Annotated in this window: 16 protein-coding genes; all 16 read right to left on the reverse strand. The window is 45.7% G+C overall.

From position 1 onward, the window contains the following. Nucleotides 1-2: 2 nt before the first annotated feature. On the reverse strand, nt 3-320 hold the full coding sequence (locus BLU03_RS00480) for a YlxQ family RNA-binding protein (RefSeq protein ID WP_008587825.1): 318 nt from the start codon (nt 318-320) through the stop codon (nt 3-5). Next, nucleotides 313-588 carry an RNase P modulator RnpM gene (rnpM, locus tag BLU03_RS00485; RefSeq protein ID WP_093104850.1) on the reverse strand — a complete coding sequence of 92 codons (276 nt, stop codon included), beginning with the start codon at nt 586-588 and terminating at the stop codon, nt 313-315. The genes BLU03_RS00480 and rnpM overlap by 8 nt, the downstream gene beginning before the upstream one ends. Before the next feature lie 21 nt (nt 589-609). Next, entirely contained in the window at nt 610-1,716 is a 1,107-nt protein-coding gene (gene nusA, locus BLU03_RS00490) for a transcription termination factor NusA (RefSeq protein WP_040609073.1), read from the reverse strand. Nucleotides 1,717-1,733: 17 nt separating this feature from the next. Then, a complete protein-coding gene (rimP, locus tag BLU03_RS00495) occupies nt 1,734-2,207 on the reverse strand; it encodes a ribosome maturation factor RimP (RefSeq protein ID WP_093104853.1) in 474 nt (157 codons plus the stop codon). Between the two features lie 200 nt (nt 2,208-2,407). Beyond that, nucleotides 2,408-6,697 carry a PolC-type DNA polymerase III gene (locus BLU03_RS00500; RefSeq protein WP_076570650.1) on the reverse strand — a complete coding sequence of 1,430 codons (4,290 nt, stop codon included), beginning with the start codon at nt 6,695-6,697 and terminating at the stop codon, nt 2,408-2,410. Between the two features lie 57 nt (nt 6,698-6,754). Then, a complete protein-coding gene (locus BLU03_RS00505; RefSeq protein ID WP_093104856.1) occupies nt 6,755-8,455 on the reverse strand; it encodes a proline--tRNA ligase in 1,701 nt (566 codons plus the stop codon). A gap of 90 nt (nt 8,456-8,545) precedes the next feature. After that, entirely contained in the window at nt 8,546-9,802 is a 1,257-nt protein-coding gene (gene rseP / locus BLU03_RS00510; RefSeq protein WP_076570420.1) for an RIP metalloprotease RseP, read from the reverse strand. A 15-nt stretch (nt 9,803-9,817) separates the two neighbouring features. Further along, on the reverse strand, nt 9,818-10,963 hold the full coding sequence (dxr, locus tag BLU03_RS00515) for a 1-deoxy-D-xylulose-5-phosphate reductoisomerase (protein WP_093104858.1): 1,146 nt from the start codon (nt 10,961-10,963) through the stop codon (nt 9,818-9,820). 14 nt (nt 10,964-10,977) lie between these two features. Beyond that, the gene (locus tag BLU03_RS00520; RefSeq protein WP_008587839.1) at nt 10,978-11,769 is read right to left on the reverse strand and encodes a phosphatidate cytidylyltransferase; all 792 of its coding nucleotides are present in this window, start codon (nt 11,767-11,769) and stop codon (nt 10,978-10,980) included. 11 nt (nt 11,770-11,780) lie between these two features. Then, on the reverse strand, nt 11,781-12,548 hold the full coding sequence (locus tag BLU03_RS00525; RefSeq protein WP_008587841.1) for an isoprenyl transferase: 768 nt from the start codon (nt 12,546-12,548) through the stop codon (nt 11,781-11,783). 133 nt (nt 12,549-12,681) lie between these two features. Beyond that, nucleotides 12,682-13,239 (reverse strand): ribosome recycling factor, encoded by a 558-nt coding sequence (gene frr, locus BLU03_RS00530; protein ID WP_008587843.1) that lies wholly within the window; start codon nt 13,237-13,239, stop codon nt 12,682-12,684. 1 nt (nt 13,240) lies between these two features. After that, nucleotides 13,241-13,963 (reverse strand): UMP kinase, encoded by a 723-nt coding sequence (gene pyrH, locus BLU03_RS00535; protein WP_008587846.1) that lies wholly within the window; start codon nt 13,961-13,963, stop codon nt 13,241-13,243. Between the two features lie 83 nt (nt 13,964-14,046). Continuing rightward, on the reverse strand, nt 14,047-14,931 hold the full coding sequence (tsf, locus tag BLU03_RS00540; protein WP_008587848.1) for a translation elongation factor Ts: 885 nt from the start codon (nt 14,929-14,931) through the stop codon (nt 14,047-14,049). Between the two features lie 95 nt (nt 14,932-15,026). Continuing rightward, nucleotides 15,027-15,782, reverse strand: coding sequence for a 30S ribosomal protein S2 (rpsB, locus tag BLU03_RS00545; protein ID WP_008587850.1), 756 nt, complete (start codon nt 15,780-15,782; stop codon nt 15,027-15,029). A gap of 160 nt (nt 15,783-15,942) precedes the next feature. After that, nucleotides 15,943-16,389 (reverse strand): hypothetical protein, encoded by a 447-nt coding sequence (locus BLU03_RS00550; protein ID WP_093104860.1) that lies wholly within the window; start codon nt 16,387-16,389, stop codon nt 15,943-15,945. A 74-nt stretch (nt 16,390-16,463) separates the two neighbouring features. Next, nucleotides 16,464-17,237, reverse strand: coding sequence for a FliA/WhiG family RNA polymerase sigma factor (locus tag BLU03_RS00555; protein WP_008587854.1), 774 nt, complete (start codon nt 17,235-17,237; stop codon nt 16,464-16,466). Between the last annotated feature and the right edge of the window lie 20 nt (nt 17,238-17,257).

Below are 17,257 nucleotides of genomic sequence, written 5' to 3' on the forward strand. Positions count from 1 at the left end.
TTTCACCCCCGATTAATTTCCTCGAGTAACGACTGCATTTTTTTGGCGAAACCTTTCTCCGTAACTGCGATCGCAACTCGTCCCGATTTCCCTATTGCCTGCGAGATCGTCTGACGATCGTCCACTTCGAAAATCGGGATTTGATAATAGCTGCATTTGTCATTCAGCTTTTTCTTTGTCTGTTTCCCGGTATCTGCGGCAACTAATACTAGTTTCGCACGTTTCGACTGGATGTCTTTTACGATGGATTCTTCCCCCACCGTTATTTTACCGGCTCTCATTGCCAGTCCGAGAAAATCCAGATAGGTACCTTTACTCAATTTCGGTCACTTGTGTTCTTAACTGTTCGAACACCTCGGAATCGATGCCCGTGTTCAAATGCCTTGCGAGCATTCCCTGTTCTTCTGCGGTATTGATTACAGACAGATCTTTAGAAATGTAGGCACCTCTGCCATTCTTTTTACCGGTCGGGTCTACGAAGACCTCTCCCTCTTTATTGCGAACTACGCGAATCAACTGCTGTTTCGGCTTCATTTCCTGGGTTACTACACACTTTCGTAAAGGTGTCTTTTTTTTCTGTCTAGGCATGAATATTCCCCTTTCTCCTTATCACTCTTCCAAAGGATCAGGATTATCCGCCGCCTCTTCCTCCAGGTCGCTGTCATCATCAAGAAGGCCGTTTTCGAGAGCTTCCGATTCACTTTTAATGTCAATCTTCCACCCGGTTAATTTAGCCGCCAGTCTGGCGTTCTGACCTCTTTTACCTATAGCAAGCGAGAGCTGATAATCCGGCACGATCACCGTCGTTGCCTGTTCCTCTTCATTGACGATGACTTTACGTACTTTGGAAGGACTGAGTGCATTAGTGACATATACAACCGGATCTTCCGACCACTGTACAATGTCTATTTTTTCGCCTTTAAGCTCATCCACTATAGTCTGTACGCGCTGACCGCCCTGACCGACACAGGAGCCGACCGGATCGATTTCCGGATCTTCCGCATATACGGAAATTTTAGAGCGGTCTCCGGCTTCACGTGCCACAGACGTCACTTCTACTGTCCCGTCGTATATTTCCGGCACTTCCATTTCAAAGAGACGCTTCAGTAAATTCGGATGCGTTCTCGAAACATAAACGTGTGGACCCTTATTATTGTTTTCCACTTTTGTAACATAAACTTTAAGACGTTCATGGACGTTGTACGTTTCTTTCGGCATCTGTTCTCCCTCGGGAAGCCGGGCTTCCACTTTACCGAGATTTACGTAGACGAACCGGTTGTCTTTCCTTTGGATAATGCCGTTCATAATATCTTCTTCGCGATCGACATACTCTCCGTAAATAATTCCGCGTTCCGCTTCCCTGACTCGCTGGGTCACTACCTGTTTGGCAGCCTGAGCGGCTATTCTTCCGAAATCTGCGGGAGTCACTTCCACTTCCACAACATCTTCGGCTTCATAGTTAGGGTTGATTTCCTTTGCTTCTTCAGTGGAAATTTCCTGCTGGTTATCTTCCACTTCATCCACTACTGTTTTTTGAGCAAAAACTTTCATAGCGCCTTCTTCTTCATTTATACTTACGCGAACGTTTGTAGCGGCATTAAAATTCTTTTTATATGCTGAAATCAAAGCAGCTTCCAACGCCTCGAGCAGAAAATCCTTATCGATGCCTTTTTCTTTTTCCAAATAATTCATGGCATCAAACAATTGCTGACTCACCTGAATCCACCCCTTTATTAATTAAACGTAACTGCCAGTCGTGCTTTGGCTATCTTATTAAACGGCACTTCCAGCGTCTTTCTTCTCGTTTTTATTCTTATTTCAACCTCAGCAACTTCATCATGGAAACTTCTGAGTGTTCCTTCAAATTCTTTTTCCCCTTCTACGGGCTCATAAAGCTTCATGTAGACGTATTCTCCGACATACTTCTCGAAATCCTCTTTCTTCTTAAGCGGTCTTTCTGCACCAGGAGAAGAAACATCGAGGAAGTAAGGGGAATCAACAGGGTCTTCTTCATCAAGTTTTTCACTCAACTTCTCGGAGACGATCCCGCATTCTTCAATATCAATACCATTTTCTTTATCAATAAAAACGCGTAGAAACCAGTTCTTTCCTTCTTTTTCAAATACTACATCGACTAATTCTGCATTAAGATCCTGTAAGATCGGCATGACTAATTGTTCTGTTACTTTAATTACGTCCTGACTCAACCACACGACCTCCTTACGCTATATTTTCTTTTTCTCATGAGAAACCGCTATGATCATTATCATAGCGGCAGCAATAAGCAGGGAGAAGCTCATAAAAAATAGAAACAAAAGAGTGGGCGTATCCCCACTCTTTTCCCTGCTTGCTATCACGTTTCCAACCATAATTAATATATCATAATTGGCTCCGGTACGCAACTTGCCTAGAACAGAGAGAGCTGGTTCTCATCAGGCATGTCTGATAAGCATCCATGATCGTCCAAATACTCAAGTACCGTTTTGGAGATACGGCTCCTTTCCCTCAAATCCTGTTTCGATAAAAATTCACCGTCTTCTCTGGCTTTCACAATATTGATCGCCGCGTTTGTTCCAAGGCCGTCGACCGCATTAAACGGAGGAACGAGGGTATTCCCGTCGACGATGAATTCCGAAGCGGTGGAGCGGTAGAGATCCACACTCCCGAAGTTGTAACCACGTTCACACATCTCAAGTGAAATTTCGAGAACTGTCATAAGATTCTTTTCTTTAGGAGTCGCATCCAGCCCTTTCTGCTGAATGTCTTCTATACGGCTCCGGATAGCTCCGGAACCTTTAACCATTGTATCCAGTTCAAAATCACTCGCTCTCACTGTGAAATAAGCAGCGTAGAAATAAACGGGATAATGCACTTTGAAGTATGCGATACGAACTGCCATCAATACGTAGGCAGCAGCGTGTGCTTTCGGGAACATGTACTTGATCTTCTTACAGGACTCGATATACCAGTCCGGCACGCCGTGCTTCTTCATTTCCTGGATCCATTCATCTTCAAGACCCCGACCCTTACGTACGAACTCCATAATCTTGAACGCAAGACCCGGTTCAAGACCTTTGTGCATAAGATAGACCATTATATCATCACGGCAGCCGATCACTTCCGGAAGTGTGCATATGCCGTCGCTGATCAGCTGTTCAGCGTTCCCGAGCCAGACATCAGTGCCATGGGAAAGTCCTGAGATGATAACAAGTTCCGCAAATGTTTTCGGTTTTGTATCTTCAAGCATCTGACGTACGAATTTCGTTCCGAACTCCGGCACGCCAAGAGTCCCCGTTTTACAGTTGATCTGCTCGGAAGTGACACCTAAAACATCAGGACCGCTGAAAATTTTCATCACTTCTTCATCATCCACCGGTATATCGTTCGGGTCGATGCCTGATAGATCCTGAAGCATACGTATAACGGTCGGATCATCGTGACCGAGGATATCGAGTTTCAACAGGTTATCGTGAATAGAGTGAAAGTCGAAATGAGTGGTACGCCAATTAGAATCGGTATCATCCGCCGGGAATTGGATTGGTGAAAAATCATAAATATCCTTGTCATCAGGAACCACTATTATACCTCCGGGGTGCTGTCCGGTAGTTCTCTTCACACCTGTACATCCCTGAACGAGTCTGTCGACTTCGGCATTTTTATACTGCAACTGATGATCCGACGCGTACCCTTTCACAAATCCGTAAGCCGTTTTTTCAGCTACCGTGCCGATAGTACCGGCCCGGTATACTTTCTCCTCCCCGAACAGTTCTTTCGTGTAATCGTGAGCTCTCGGCTGATACTCCCCGGAAAAGTTCAGATCAATGTCGGGAACTTTATCGCCTTTGAAACCGAGGAATGTTTCGAAAGGTATGTCCTGACCGTCTTTGACGTATGGAGTTCCGCATTCGGGACAGGCTTTGTCCTCAAGATCAAAACCACTGCCGACACTGCCGTCCGAGAAGAACTCATGATGTCTGCAGGACGGACATACGTAATGCGGAGGGAGCGGGTTGACCTCCGTAATGTCTGTCATGGTAGCCACGAATGAAGAACCGACAGACCCCCTCGACCCTACGAGGTAACCGTCGCTGAGTGATTTAGTCACCAGCTTTTGAGAGATAAGGTAAATTACAGCAAATCCGTTTCCGATAATACTTTCGAGTTCCCTTTCCAATCGGTTTACGACAAGTTCGGGCAGCTCATCTCCGTAAATACTTCGAGCCTTATTGTAGGACATATCCCGAATTTCCTGATCTGCCCCTTCAATATTAGGTGTGTACAAATTTTCTTTCACAGGGTGGACTTCTTCCATGAGCCCCGCTATTTTGTTCGTATTGGTAACGACAACTTCTTTCGCTTTCTCTTCACCCAGAAAAGAAAATTCTTCAAGCATTTCATTCGTCGTTCTGAAATGCACCTCAGGAAGCGTCTGCCTGCTCAGCGGGTTTCCGCTTTGGGAAGAGATGAGAACCTGTCTGTAAATTTTATCGCGCTCATTAATATAATGGGTATTTCCGGTAGCCGCTACGGGTTTATTCAGTTTTTCACCGAGGGCGGTAAGCTTTTTCAGAATGTCGTACACCTGAGCTTCCGTCTGAAGAATATCTTTTTCTATGAGATGGGCGTAATTACCCACCGGCTGAATTTCTATGTAATCATAAAATTCAGCCACCTTCTCGGCCTCCTCTTCGGATTTCTGCATCATCGTTTCAAAAAGTTCGCCTTTGTCGCATCCGGAACCTACAATTAGGCCTTCCCGGTGCATAGTGAGCCGGGAACGGGGGATGCGAGGGACTCTGTAAAAATAATCGATATGCGATTCCGATATGAGACGGTAAAGATTCTTCAGTCCGGTATCATTTTTAGCAAGTATGATGCAGTGGCTCGGTCTCGAACGCTGATAAGCTTTTCCTTCCCCCATATAGTCGTTTAAATTTTTGTGGTTATATATTTCTTTTTCGTCCATCGTCTTTTTAACCAGCTTCCACAACAGGTATCCTGTTGCTTCCGCATCATAAATAGCCCGGTGATGCTGGGTGAGTTCAATATCAAACTTTTTGCACAACGTATTCAGCCGATGGTTCTTAAGATCCGGGAGCAGGAATCTGGCCAGCTCGAGCGTGTCGATGACCGGGTTCTGAGATTTACTGATTCCCACCGATTCGTATCCCGTATTCAAAAATCCCATATCGAAACTTGCATTGTGAGCAACGAGAATATCTTCTCCGGCCCACTCTTTGAAATCATTAAGTACTTTTTCAATTTCAGGAGCATCGTTTACCATATCGTCGGTAATCCCGGTCAGTTCCACAGTGGTCTCCGACAATGGCTGATGCGGGTTGGCGAATGATTCGAACCGATCCACAATCTCGCCTTCCTCGATTTTCACAGCAGCAAGTTCAATGATTTTATCGTAAACGGCTGAAAGCCCCGTAGTTTCCACGTCGAACACCACATATACCGAATCCTTCAACGGACGGTCCCTGGGCTCATAAGCAATGGGGACCCCGTCATTAACGAGATTCGCTTCCAGCCCATAAATGACCTGGATATCGTTCTTCTCCCCGGCAGCGTGCGCTTCAGGAAAAGCCTGGGCTGCGGCGTGATCCGTAATGGCAACCGCTTCATGACCCCAGTCTGCCGCCTGCTTAATGAGTGCGGAAGGAGAAACAGGGGCGTCCATTTGACTCATCGTCGTGTGAGCGTGCAGTTCCACCCTTTTTTCTCCTTCAGGGGCTGTATCTTCACGTTCCTTCACTTTGATCTGAATGATGTCGTTCGCCATCATAGTAAGTTCGTTTGTAAAGTTGTCAGTCTGGATCCCCCCGCGCATTTTCACCCACATTCCGGCTTTCACCTGTTTGAAGATTACAGCCTGGTCGTCTCCGCGGGAAAACATTTTCACAGAAAATGAATCGGTGTAATCTGTCACTTTCAGAAGAAGAAGATGACGGCCGGACCGCAATTCTTTTACTTCAGCGTCAAAAATATATCCCTGAAGCACAATACGGCGCTCCTCTTCTTCAATGGAAGACATCGGTACGGCCTCTTCCTGTATTTTATAACCGATTTCCACCGGACCTTTGGGACCCTCCGACTCTTTGACTTTCTCTTTCTCCTCTTTTTCTTTAACAGCTTTCTGGACGAGCAGCTGATCTTCCTGCTTTCGCTCTTCTTTAAATTTCGTTACCGCTTCTCCCTGCTCTTCGAGACGAACGCTGATCTGACACGAAGGGAGGCCTGCCTCTTTACAGTACTCCTGAAATGCTTCCTGAAGTTTCTTCTTCATCGCTTCCCCTTCTGCTTCATTTCTGCATGTTAACATAATTCTGTTACCGTTAACTTCCGGTTTTTGTTCGCATACATAGTCTTTATAAGCAGGAGAAAGCTTTGTCATTTTATTCGTGAATAATTTCCAGTAGTCAAGGATGGCCTCCTCATCGAAAGAGGCTTCCACCTGTGTTTCCCAGCTTACGTGAGCCAGTGAACTGAACGTCGATTGAAGAGTTGAAGTGAATAAATCATATACTGTCGCAGGCAACGGGGTCGGAAAGTGAAAGTGGAAATGCCAGCGCTTTTCTTTTCTGTAGACAGAAAGTTTCACCAGTTCACTATCCCTGAAATAACTCCGTATATCCTCCGGCAGCTGCAGCTGTTCGATCAGGTAATGCATTTTCTCCTGATTATTGACGCTCAAATTTTCTTCCTCCCTCACGGCAACAATACCCCTGCCGGATGAGCAGGGGTATTCATTTTATGCCAGCAGATTTTTAATTTCATCCATAAGCGAGGAACGGGCAATTTCCGTTTTGCTTTCCTCATTTCTCATTTTCACTTCCACGATTTCTTCACCTGCCCGTTTCCCTACAATAATTCTCAGGGGAATACCGATAAGGTCACTGTCTGCAAATTTTACTCCGGCTCTTTCCGGACGATCATCGTACAGTACCTCGATCCCCTCATCAAGAAGATCTGCGTAAATATTGTCGGCAAGCACGCGCTGTTCTTCTTTTTTAGGATTGAGGGACAGGATATGAACCAGGTATGGAGCTGCCTGTTTCGGCCATACGATGCCTTTGTCGTCGTGGAATTGTTCCACCATGGCAGCCAGCGTTCTGGATACGCCGATTCCGTAGGAACCCATCACCATCGTCCGGGACTTTCCGCTGTTATCCAGGAAAGTGGCGCCCATGTTCTCGGCGTAAAAGGAGCCCAGCTTGAACACATGACCGACTTCAATACCGCGGGCGAACTTGATTACCCCTTCCCCGTCAGGAGAGGGATCACCTTCCTCGACAAAACGCATATCAGCATACTTATCCGGCACGAAATCTTTCCCGGGAGTTACATTTTTATAATGGTACCCTTCTTCATTCGCACCACAACTGACGTTTACAAGAGGTTCCACTGCATAATCCGCAACCACTTTCACTTCTTGCGGAGCACCGACGGGGCCGAGGGAACCGAAACCTGTTCCCATAAGCCGGACCGTATCTTCTTCCGTAGCCAAATCTACCACTTTCGCATCCATGAAGTTTTTCACTTTAACGTCATTTACTTCATGATCCCCCCGGGTGACTACGAGAACATACTCGTCATCCACTTCAAACATAATGGACTTCAATCCCCGCTCCAGTTCATGACCGAGATAATCAGCTACTTCCTGCATCGTTTTCCTGTCAGGTGTAGAAACCTTTTCCATTTCTCCGGGAGTTTCCACAGATTTTTCATACACTTTCGTTACCGGAGCCATTTCTACGTTAGCGGCGTATTTGGAAGTATCCGAATAGGCTATAACGTCCTCTCCCACTTCAGAAAGAACCATAAATTCGTGAGTCTCTTTTCCGCCCATGGCCCCCGAATCGGCTATTACTGCCCGGTAGTTCAATCCAAGCCGTTCGAAAATACGGCAGTAGGCATCATACATGTTCTGATAACTCTGATCCAGGCTCTCAAAGGACTCATTAAATGAATAGGCATCTTTCATTAAAAATTCACGACCGCGTAACAGTCCGAATCTTGGTCGCTTTTCATCCCTGAATTTATTCTGAATCTGATACAAAGTCATCGGAAGTTTTTTGTAAGTGCCCACCTCATTACGTAAGATGCTTGTCATCGCTTCTTCATGAGTTGCACCAAGGGCAAATTCCCGGTCATGACGATCTTTCATTCTCATCAATTCAGATCCGTACGTATACCATCTCCCGCTTTCCTGCCAAAGTTCGGCGGGCTGTAAAGCGGAAAGCAGCATTTCCTGGGCCCCTGCGCGATCCATTTCTTGCCTTATGACAGTCTCTATTTTCGTCAACACGCGTTTACCTAAGGGTAAAAGCGTATAAATGCCCGAGGCCAGCTGCCTTATGTAACCTGCTCTTACCAGAAGCTGGTGACTTGCTATGTCAGCTTCAGCCGGATTTTCTTTTAACGTGGGAACTAGCATTTTACTCTGTCTCATTCCTGACACCTCTCCTCTTTTTAAAAAGGGAAAAGGCGCGAACGCCCTTTTCCCGCTTCTTTTATGTGATTACTGCCTAATATCCGATACTTACAGAAACAGGCGCTGAATATCGTTCCACGTCACCACAATCATAAGCAGAAGCAGTAAAGCGAAACCGAAAAATGTGATTGCTCCTTCTTTCTGAGGGTCCACCGGCTTCCCGCGGATCAGTTCCACGCCGATGAACAACAGCCGCCCTCCGTCGAGCGCCGGGATAGGCATAAGGTTTACAATCCCGAGGTTTACACTCAATACAGCTGTCCACATAACGAAATTCGTAAGCCCGGTCTGCACAACCCGGTCTGTAGCATCATAGATTCCGACTGGACCGGACAGCATATCTATAGAGAACTGGCCAGTAATCAGTTTCCCGAGGTTCGTCAGTATGAGCGTGGACCATTCGTACGTCTGCGTAAATCCGAAGGTCGCTTTCTTCGCAAAAGAATCTTCGAAGGCTCTCGTCACTCCAACCTGACCAATTTCTCTTTCCTGAGCTTTTACGGATCTCGGGGTCACTTCTACCTCTTCTGTTGTACCGTTCCTCGTAAGCGTAACGGTCATCGTTTCTTCCGGATGTTCCTGTACAATTTTTGTGAAATCTTCCCAGGACTCCACCTGCTGCCCTTCGGCCTGGATAACTTCATCCCCGGCCCGGAAACCTGCTTCACTTGCAGGAGAATTGTCCTGTATCTCCCCGAAACGTGCTTCATCTGATGGGATACCCTGGACGAATCCCAGTATCGTAAATAAAATAAGTGCAAGCACAAAATTCATCATGGGTCCGGCGAAAAGCTGCATAGCTCTTTTTCTTTTCGGTTTCGAAGCGAACTGCCGATCATACGGGGCAATCTGGGTTTCTTTTTCGTCCATTACGAACATCGCTTCCGGATGTACATTAAATGACAGTTTCTCTTCTTCCCCGGGTTCATACCCATTTATGGTAAGAGTGTGATCGAGGTCTGCGTGCTCCACTTCGACAATGCGGGCATCGGGATGCCTCGATTTATTGTTTACAACTATTTTATTGACGAGACCGGATTCATCGAACTCGAGACCGATGTGGTGTCCCGGCTTAAGATCTATGATTTCCGGGTCCTCCCCGGCGACTCTTACATATCCCCCGGCAGGTATAAGCCGAATCGTATACAGCGTTTCATTTTTGGTAAACGAAAACACTTTTGGCCCGAACCCGATAGCAAATTCACGAGCAAGCATCCCTGCACGCTTTGCAAAGATCAAATGCCCCCACTCATGCACAAACACCAGGAGACCGAACATGAGTATAAACGCAATAACCGTCGTCACATGAAGCACCTTCCTTTATTTAACGTAACGTTCCACACGTTTTCTCGTTTCTTTATCAATCTCTATTATATCTGATAATGAAGGTTCAGAAACAGAATTATGCTCTGTAAGCGCCCGTTCGACAAAAGCTTCTATATCCAGAAAAGAGATCTGTTCATTCAGAAACATAGCCACTGCCTGTTCATTGGCAGCGTTCAATACTGCCGGCATGGACCCTCCCTGCCGGCCGGCCTGAAAGGCGAATTTCAGGCAGCGGAACCGTTCCATGTCCATCTTCTGGAAATGAAGTTCAGCTAAATCCTCAAGTTCCAGTGATTCGCTGCCACTGAGAGGAATTCTCTCCGGATAACTGAGGGCGTACTGGATAGGCACTTTCATATCCGGAGACCCCAGTTGGGCCATGACGCTGCGATCCTGAAACTCCACGAGCGAGTGGATGACGCTTTCTCTGTGAAGCAGGACGTGTATCTTGTCATACGGCATATTGAAAAGCCAGTGGGCTTCAATTATTTCCAGCCCTTTATTCATCATCGAAGCGGAATCCACGGTAATTTTAGCTCCCATGCTCCAGTTCGGGTGATTCAGAGCATCTTTTACATTGACCCCCTGAAGTTCTTCCCTCGTTTTATCGCGGAAACTGCCTCCCGAAGCGGTTATAATCAGTCTGCGTACATCTTCATTTCTTTCCCCATTCAGCGCCTGAAAAATTGCCGAATGTTCACTGTCCACCGGAAGGAGAGGAGTATCATACTTTCTTGATTCTGCCATAACGAGATGGCCGGCTGTAACGAGCGTCTCTTTATTCGCGATAGCTATCCGTTTCCTTGACCGGATAGCTTCAAGGGTAGCCGGAAGACCGATACTTCCCATCACCGCATTGACGAACACATCGGCACCGGGATCTTTCGCAACCGCAACCATGCCTTCTGAACCGACCATGATGTTTTTGTGGGAAGTAGCTTCGAACACCTTCTGCCGTGTTTCTTCGTCCGCGGTCACCACCGCTTCGGGTTCGAATTCCCTTATCATAGGAATCGCTTTACCGGCATTCGTTCCAAAAGCTAAAGCGAAAACGGAAAACTTATCTTTGTGCTGCCGAATCACTTCCAGTGTCTGTTCTCCTATTGATCCGGTGGCTCCTAAAAGTGCAATATTTTTCATAACAACGCTCCTAATTATGGTATAAAGTTAATCAGATGCAAAACCGGAAGCATAAAGATGAGGCTGTCGAAACGATCCAGCACTCCTCCGTGGCCCGGCAGAATATTCCCCGAATCTTTGACTAAGTAATGACGTTTGAAAGCTGATTCCACCAGGTCGCCGATCTGACCGGCTACAGAAATGAGAATCGTTACGGCGATAAGTACAAACATGGATGAATGGAGTGGATGGAAGATCTGAAAAATGACTGCAGTGATGCAGGCAAGTGCTACTCCTCCAAGAGCGCCCTCCACCGTTTTTTTCGGACTGATCTTGGGCCATAACTTCCTTTTTCCGAACATACGTCCGAATACGTATGCCCCGGTATCAGTAGCCCAAACGACGAACAGGGCATAAAATACGTAATCAAGTCCTCCCTCGATTCTCGTCTCGATCAGGTAATAAAATCCCATTCCGACATAGACGGCGGAAATAAGAAGAAACCCTGCATCATCGAATGTAAATTTATTATTTACAAGGACGGTGTAACTCAAAAGAAGCAGGACCGTCACCAGCGATAGCTCAGCCTTCGTTACAAAAGAGCTCAGTTCATAGGAGTTTATTTCCGGTAACATAAGTGCCCACATAAATAGCAGTATAATGAGCGAAGATACGGAATACCTTGCAATTTTCTTCATTCTCATAAGTTCGAATATAGCTATACTTGCCAGTAAATATACAAACAAAGTAAATAAAGTTCCGCCAAGCAGAACGATAGGTATAAATATCAAACCTGCAATAATCGCTGTTACAGTACGCTGTTTCATTTAATCACACCTTACACGCCGCCGTACCGACGCTTTCGATTTTGATAATTGATAATGGCTTCGTTCAACGTATATTCTGTGAACGAAGGCCAGTAAACCTCCGTGAACCAGAACTCCGCATAAGCCAGCTGCCACAGCAGAAAATTACTTAACCGCTGTTCCCCGCTCGTCCGGATGAGCAGATCAGGCTCACAGAGGTGGGAGGTGTATAGATAGGAGTTGAACGTTTCTTCAGTGATGCTGTCGGCCGCAAGTTCCCCTTCCTCCACTTTGGACGCAAGCATCCGCGTCACTTCCACGATTTCATTTCTGCTCCCGTAATTCAACGCGAAGTTAAGCACCATGCCTGAATTGTTTTCCGTGCGATGAATAGCTTCATCGACAGCTTTTTGAGTATGTTTCGGAAGAAGATCTTTTGTGCCGATCGTCTGGACCCGTATGTTATTTTCAACCAGTTCCGGAAGATACGTCTGTAAAAAATCGACCGGAAGTTTCATAAGAAAATCGACTTCTTTTTTCGGCCGCTTCCAGTTCTCCGTGGAAAATGCATAAAGGGTCAATACTTCGACACCAAGATCCGAAGCATGCCGAACCACTTTCTTAACAACGTCCATACCTTCTTTATGACCGGCAATTCTCGGCAACCCTTTATCCTTTGCCCAGCGGCCATTTCCATCCATTATAATTGCTATATGTTTTGGTATATTTGTCGTATCGATTTCTGTTTCTGCTTCCGGCTTCGGATCTCTCCGATTTATAAATGGAAGATTTAGTGGCATGGATACCATCCTTTTCTTAATTCACTATATGTAATTCGGATAAGCGCTATCCCTTCCTAACAAAACTACCACATATGATAGCAAAACAAAAGCCGTACTGCCAAACAAATACAGCACGGCTTCCCCTTTAATTTTATACTTCCAGCATCTCTTCTTCTTTTTGTTTCGACAGGTCATCTATTTCTTTTACGTACTCATCTGTAAGTTTCTGTACGTCATCCTGATAAGAACGGAGGTCATCTTCCGTAAGTTCCCCGTCTTTCTCATTCTTCTTAAGAGCGTCGTTCGTTTCACGACGGATGTTTCTGATCTGCACTTTTGCTTCTTCTGTATATTTCTTGACGAGTTTTGTCAGGTCTTTACGTCTCTCCTGCGTAAGTGCAGGGATATTGATACGGACCACGTTACCATCACTCGAAGGGGACAGGCCGAGGTCGGCTTTCTGAATAGCTTTTTCCACTTCCGAAATAGCTGATTTATCGTAAGGTGTGATCACAAGGAGTCTCGGCTCCGGAGCTGAAACCTGGGCCAGCTGCTGAAGCGGAGTGGAAGCTCCGTAGTAATCGACATATACCGGGTCGAGAATCGACGGGTTTGCACGTCCCGCCCGCACGGTAGCCAATTGTTTCGAAAAAGCCTGGGTAGCTTTTTTCATCTGTTCCTTCGTTTCTTTGATAAGTTTGTCAGACATGTTATTTCCCCCTCACTAACGTTCCAATATCCTCACCGAGGACTGCTTTTTTAATATTTCCTTCTTCCATAATCGAGAATACCAGTAAATCGATATCGTTGTCCATACATAATGATGAAGCAGTAGAATCCATCACTCCAAGACCTTCATTCAATACTTCCATGTAAGAAAGACGATCATACTTACGTGCATCGTCATTCAGTTTCGGATCGGATGTATATACCCCGTCGACGTTATTTTTAGCCATAAGGATAACGTCCGCTTCCACTTCGGCAGCGCGGAGAGCAGCTGTTGTATCTGTGGAGAAATAAGGGTTACCGGTTCCGGCTGCGAAAATCACTACCCGTTTTTTCTCCAGATGGCGCATGGCCTTCCTGCGAATATAAGGTTCTGCCACCTGGCGCATTTCGATGGATGTCTGTACACGTGTAGGAATACCGATGTTCTCAAGACTGTCCTGGAGAGCAAGGGAATTCATAACCGTTGCCAGCATACCCATGTAATCAGCGTTTGCACGGTCCATGCCCATCTGGCTTCCTACTTTCCCGCGCCAGATATTTCCGCCTCCCACAACTACTGCAACTTCCACTCCCAGTTCAGCCACATCTTTGATCTGCTGTGCGACCGACTGGATGATACTCGGTTCTATTCCAAATCCTTCTTCCCCACTTAATGCTTCCCCACTTAATTTCAGCACGATTCTGTTATATCGGGTTTTATTCATAATAACCTCCATGGCAGTATTCAACTAAAGTTTCACTTTTAAAATAGGGAACACAGCGTGTCCCCTATTTTAAGTGAATGTTATTATTTTTTAACCTGACTCATCACTTCGTCAGCGAAGTTCTCTTCACGTTTTTCCATACCTTCACCAACGCCGAAACGTGTGAATTCGTTGATTTTTCCACCCTTGGATTCCACGAACTGTTTCACTTTCTGATCCGGGTCTTTAACGAAGTCCTGTTCAAGCAGGCAGATTTCCTGTAGAAACTTGTTCAGGCGGCCTTCCACCATTTTCTCAACGATATTTTCAGGCTTTCCTTCATTCAGCGCCTGAGTTTTCAATGTTTCACGCTCTGTATTAAGTTCTTCTTCAGGTACCTGCTCACGGGAAGTGTAGCGGGGATTAACGGCTGCGATATGCATAGCTACATCTTTTGCAGCAGCTTCATCCGTAGAACCTTCAAGTACTGTCAAAGCACCGATGGAACCGCCCATGTGAAGATAAGAACCGAAAGCGTCGTTATCTGTTTTTTCTTTCACGACGAAACGGCGAAGAGAGATTTTCTCACCAATCTTCGCGATGACATCAGTGATGTAATCGCCGACCTTCTGTCCTTCGCCGTGAAGCGGCTGTTCCAGTGCAGTTTCTACATCGGAAGGGTTCTCGGAAAGAATGTGGTTCCCAAGTTCCTGAAGGAGGTGCTGGAACTGCTCATTCTTAACTACGAAGTCTGTTTCGCAGTTCACTTCGATCATAGCTGCTGTATTTCCGGAAGTAACGATATGAGCGGAACCTTCCGCTGCAATTCTGTCAGCTTTCTTGGCTGCTTTCGAAATTCCTTTTTCGCGAAGCCAGTTCTGAGCTTCTTCCATATCACCATTTGTTTCTGTAAGAGCTTTTTTACAATCCATCATTCCTGCACCTGTAATTTCGCGCAGTTCTTTAACCATTTTTGCATTAATAGCCATGTAATTTTCCTCCTTGGGATTAAGTTTGGACGAAGCGCCCTCCTCTGTAAAAAAGGTGATAAAAGGTTTCCCTCTTATCACCCCCTGAAACCTGCCTACTCTTCTACAGTTTCCGTCTCTTCTTCTGTCTCGCCGGATTCTTCTTCACCGGCTGCTTCAGCTTCCTCTTCACCTTGTTTAGCTTCAAGGATGGCGTCAGCCATTTTTCCTGTAAGAAGTTTAACGGCACGAATAGCATCGTCGTTTGCAGGAATTACATAATCAATTTCATCCGGATCACAGTTGGTATCCACCATACCGACGATCGGAATATCCAATTTATGAGCTTCCGCAATCGCGATACGCTCTTTACGAGGGTCGATTACGAAAAGTGCATCCGGCAGGCTCTCCATATTACGGATACCGCCGAGGAATCTTTCGAGTTTTTCTCTTTCTTTATTCAGTTCCATAACTTCTTTCTTAGGAAGAACATCGAAGGTTCCGTCTTCTTCCATACGCTCGATTTCTTTCAAACGACCGATACGTTTACGGATTGTTTTAAAGTTAGTTAGTGTACCACCCAACCAGCGCTGGTTGATGTAATACATACCGGCACGGTTCGCTTCTTCACGAACTGTGTCCTGTGCCTGTTTTTTAGTACCTACAAATAGTACTGTACCGCCGTCTGCAGCAAGATCACGTACATAGTTGAACGCTTCATCGACTTTCTTTACAGTTTTCTGAAGGTCAATGATGTAAATACCATTACGCTCCGTGAAAATGTACTTCTTCATTTTAGGGTTCCAGCGACGTGTCTGGTGACCGAAATGAACTCCTGCTTCGAGCAGCTGCTTCATTGAAATAGCTGACATAATAAAATCCTCCTGTTTGGTTTATTTAGTATCCTCCATCCCCTTCTTTTTTCATTGCAAACTCCCTGTCTAATAGGAAGCAACCTACAACGAAATCCGGAGACGTGTGTATTGACACCGGAGGTTACTATACCATACATGAGAAAAATTAGCAACCTCCTTATTGCTGTCTTCGAATCAATTTCATCATCATCTCCACTTCTGTTTTTCCCGTACCCAGCAGTTTTGCCATTTCCTCCAGGCTTTTCCCCTCTTCTGCCATCTTTTTCACTTTCAGTTCTTCCGAAAATTCCACTTTTTCTCTGCTTTCAGTAACCGGCGGTTGAAACTCTATATGGTCTTCCGACTTCGTCCGCCTGTTTCCGGACACTTCTTCTTTCTTTTCGGTGAGAGAATCTGACCTTCGGGAGACGGTATTCTGTTCAAATTTCCTGTTCTCCTCTCTGATTTCCTCCAGGTAGGATTGGAAGGTTCCTTCTATTTCTCTTGCTATCTGCTTTTGTTTCTGCATTTCCTCCCTAGAAGGGTCTTTCATAAACAACAGGAACATCCCGATAAGGATGATCCCGTCCACGATAAAATTGATTATCAGCAAGTACATCGTCATTTCGTTTTCACCAACTTAATTCTCTGCTTCATAAGCCTGTGCAACTTCAGTCCGCCCCCCCGGCAAGTCACAGATCAATTCCGATACTTCCCGAGCGCTTCGCGCAGTTTGAATATTGCACGTCCATGAATCTGGGATATTCTCGAAGTAGTTAGATTCATCACTTCTCCTATCTCGGTGAGGGAGAGTTCCTCTTCATAAAACAGACTCAACACCAGTCGTTCCTTTTCATTGAGCATTTTAATCTCTTCAGTAAGCTCCCGGATATTTTCACCTTTGACTGCCTGTTCATCCGGAGAATTTTCCAAATCCTCAGGAACCAGATATCCTGCCCCCTCTTTGTAATCGCCGCCGTCGTCATGTGGTTTTTCTTCCACAGAGAGTACATTTGAGAAATAGACGTCCCTTGTCGTTTCTTCTACTTCTTCGGGTCTCATATTTAAAACTTCGGCAATTTCCTCCGGTGCCGGTTGTCTGCCGAAATTCTGTTCCAGCTGCTCCGCGGTCTTTTCGATCTTTTTTGCCTTATCCCTGACTGTACGGGGAAGCCAATCTTCTTTTCTGAGTCCGTCAATAATACTGCCTTTGATTCTGAAGGAAGCATACGTGACGAATTTCAAATTACGGGACAGTTCGAACTTCTTCAGTGCGTCGTAAAGCCCGAAATATGCTAAACTCCTTATTTCTTCCCTGCTTACACTTTGAGGCAGGTGCTGGGATACACGCTGGACCTGATAATTGATGAGATACTCATATTGAGCTACCAGTTCATTGGCAGCATTTTTATCGTTATGTTCGATCCACCTGTGCCACAATTTCTTTTCTTCGGGAGAAATTGGATTAGACATAGTAGCCCTCCTTTAGTACT

Source organism: Salimicrobium album, from assembly GCF_900107115.1.
Classification (GTDB): domain Bacteria; phylum Bacillota; class Bacilli; order Bacillales; family Halobacillaceae; genus Salimicrobium; species Salimicrobium album.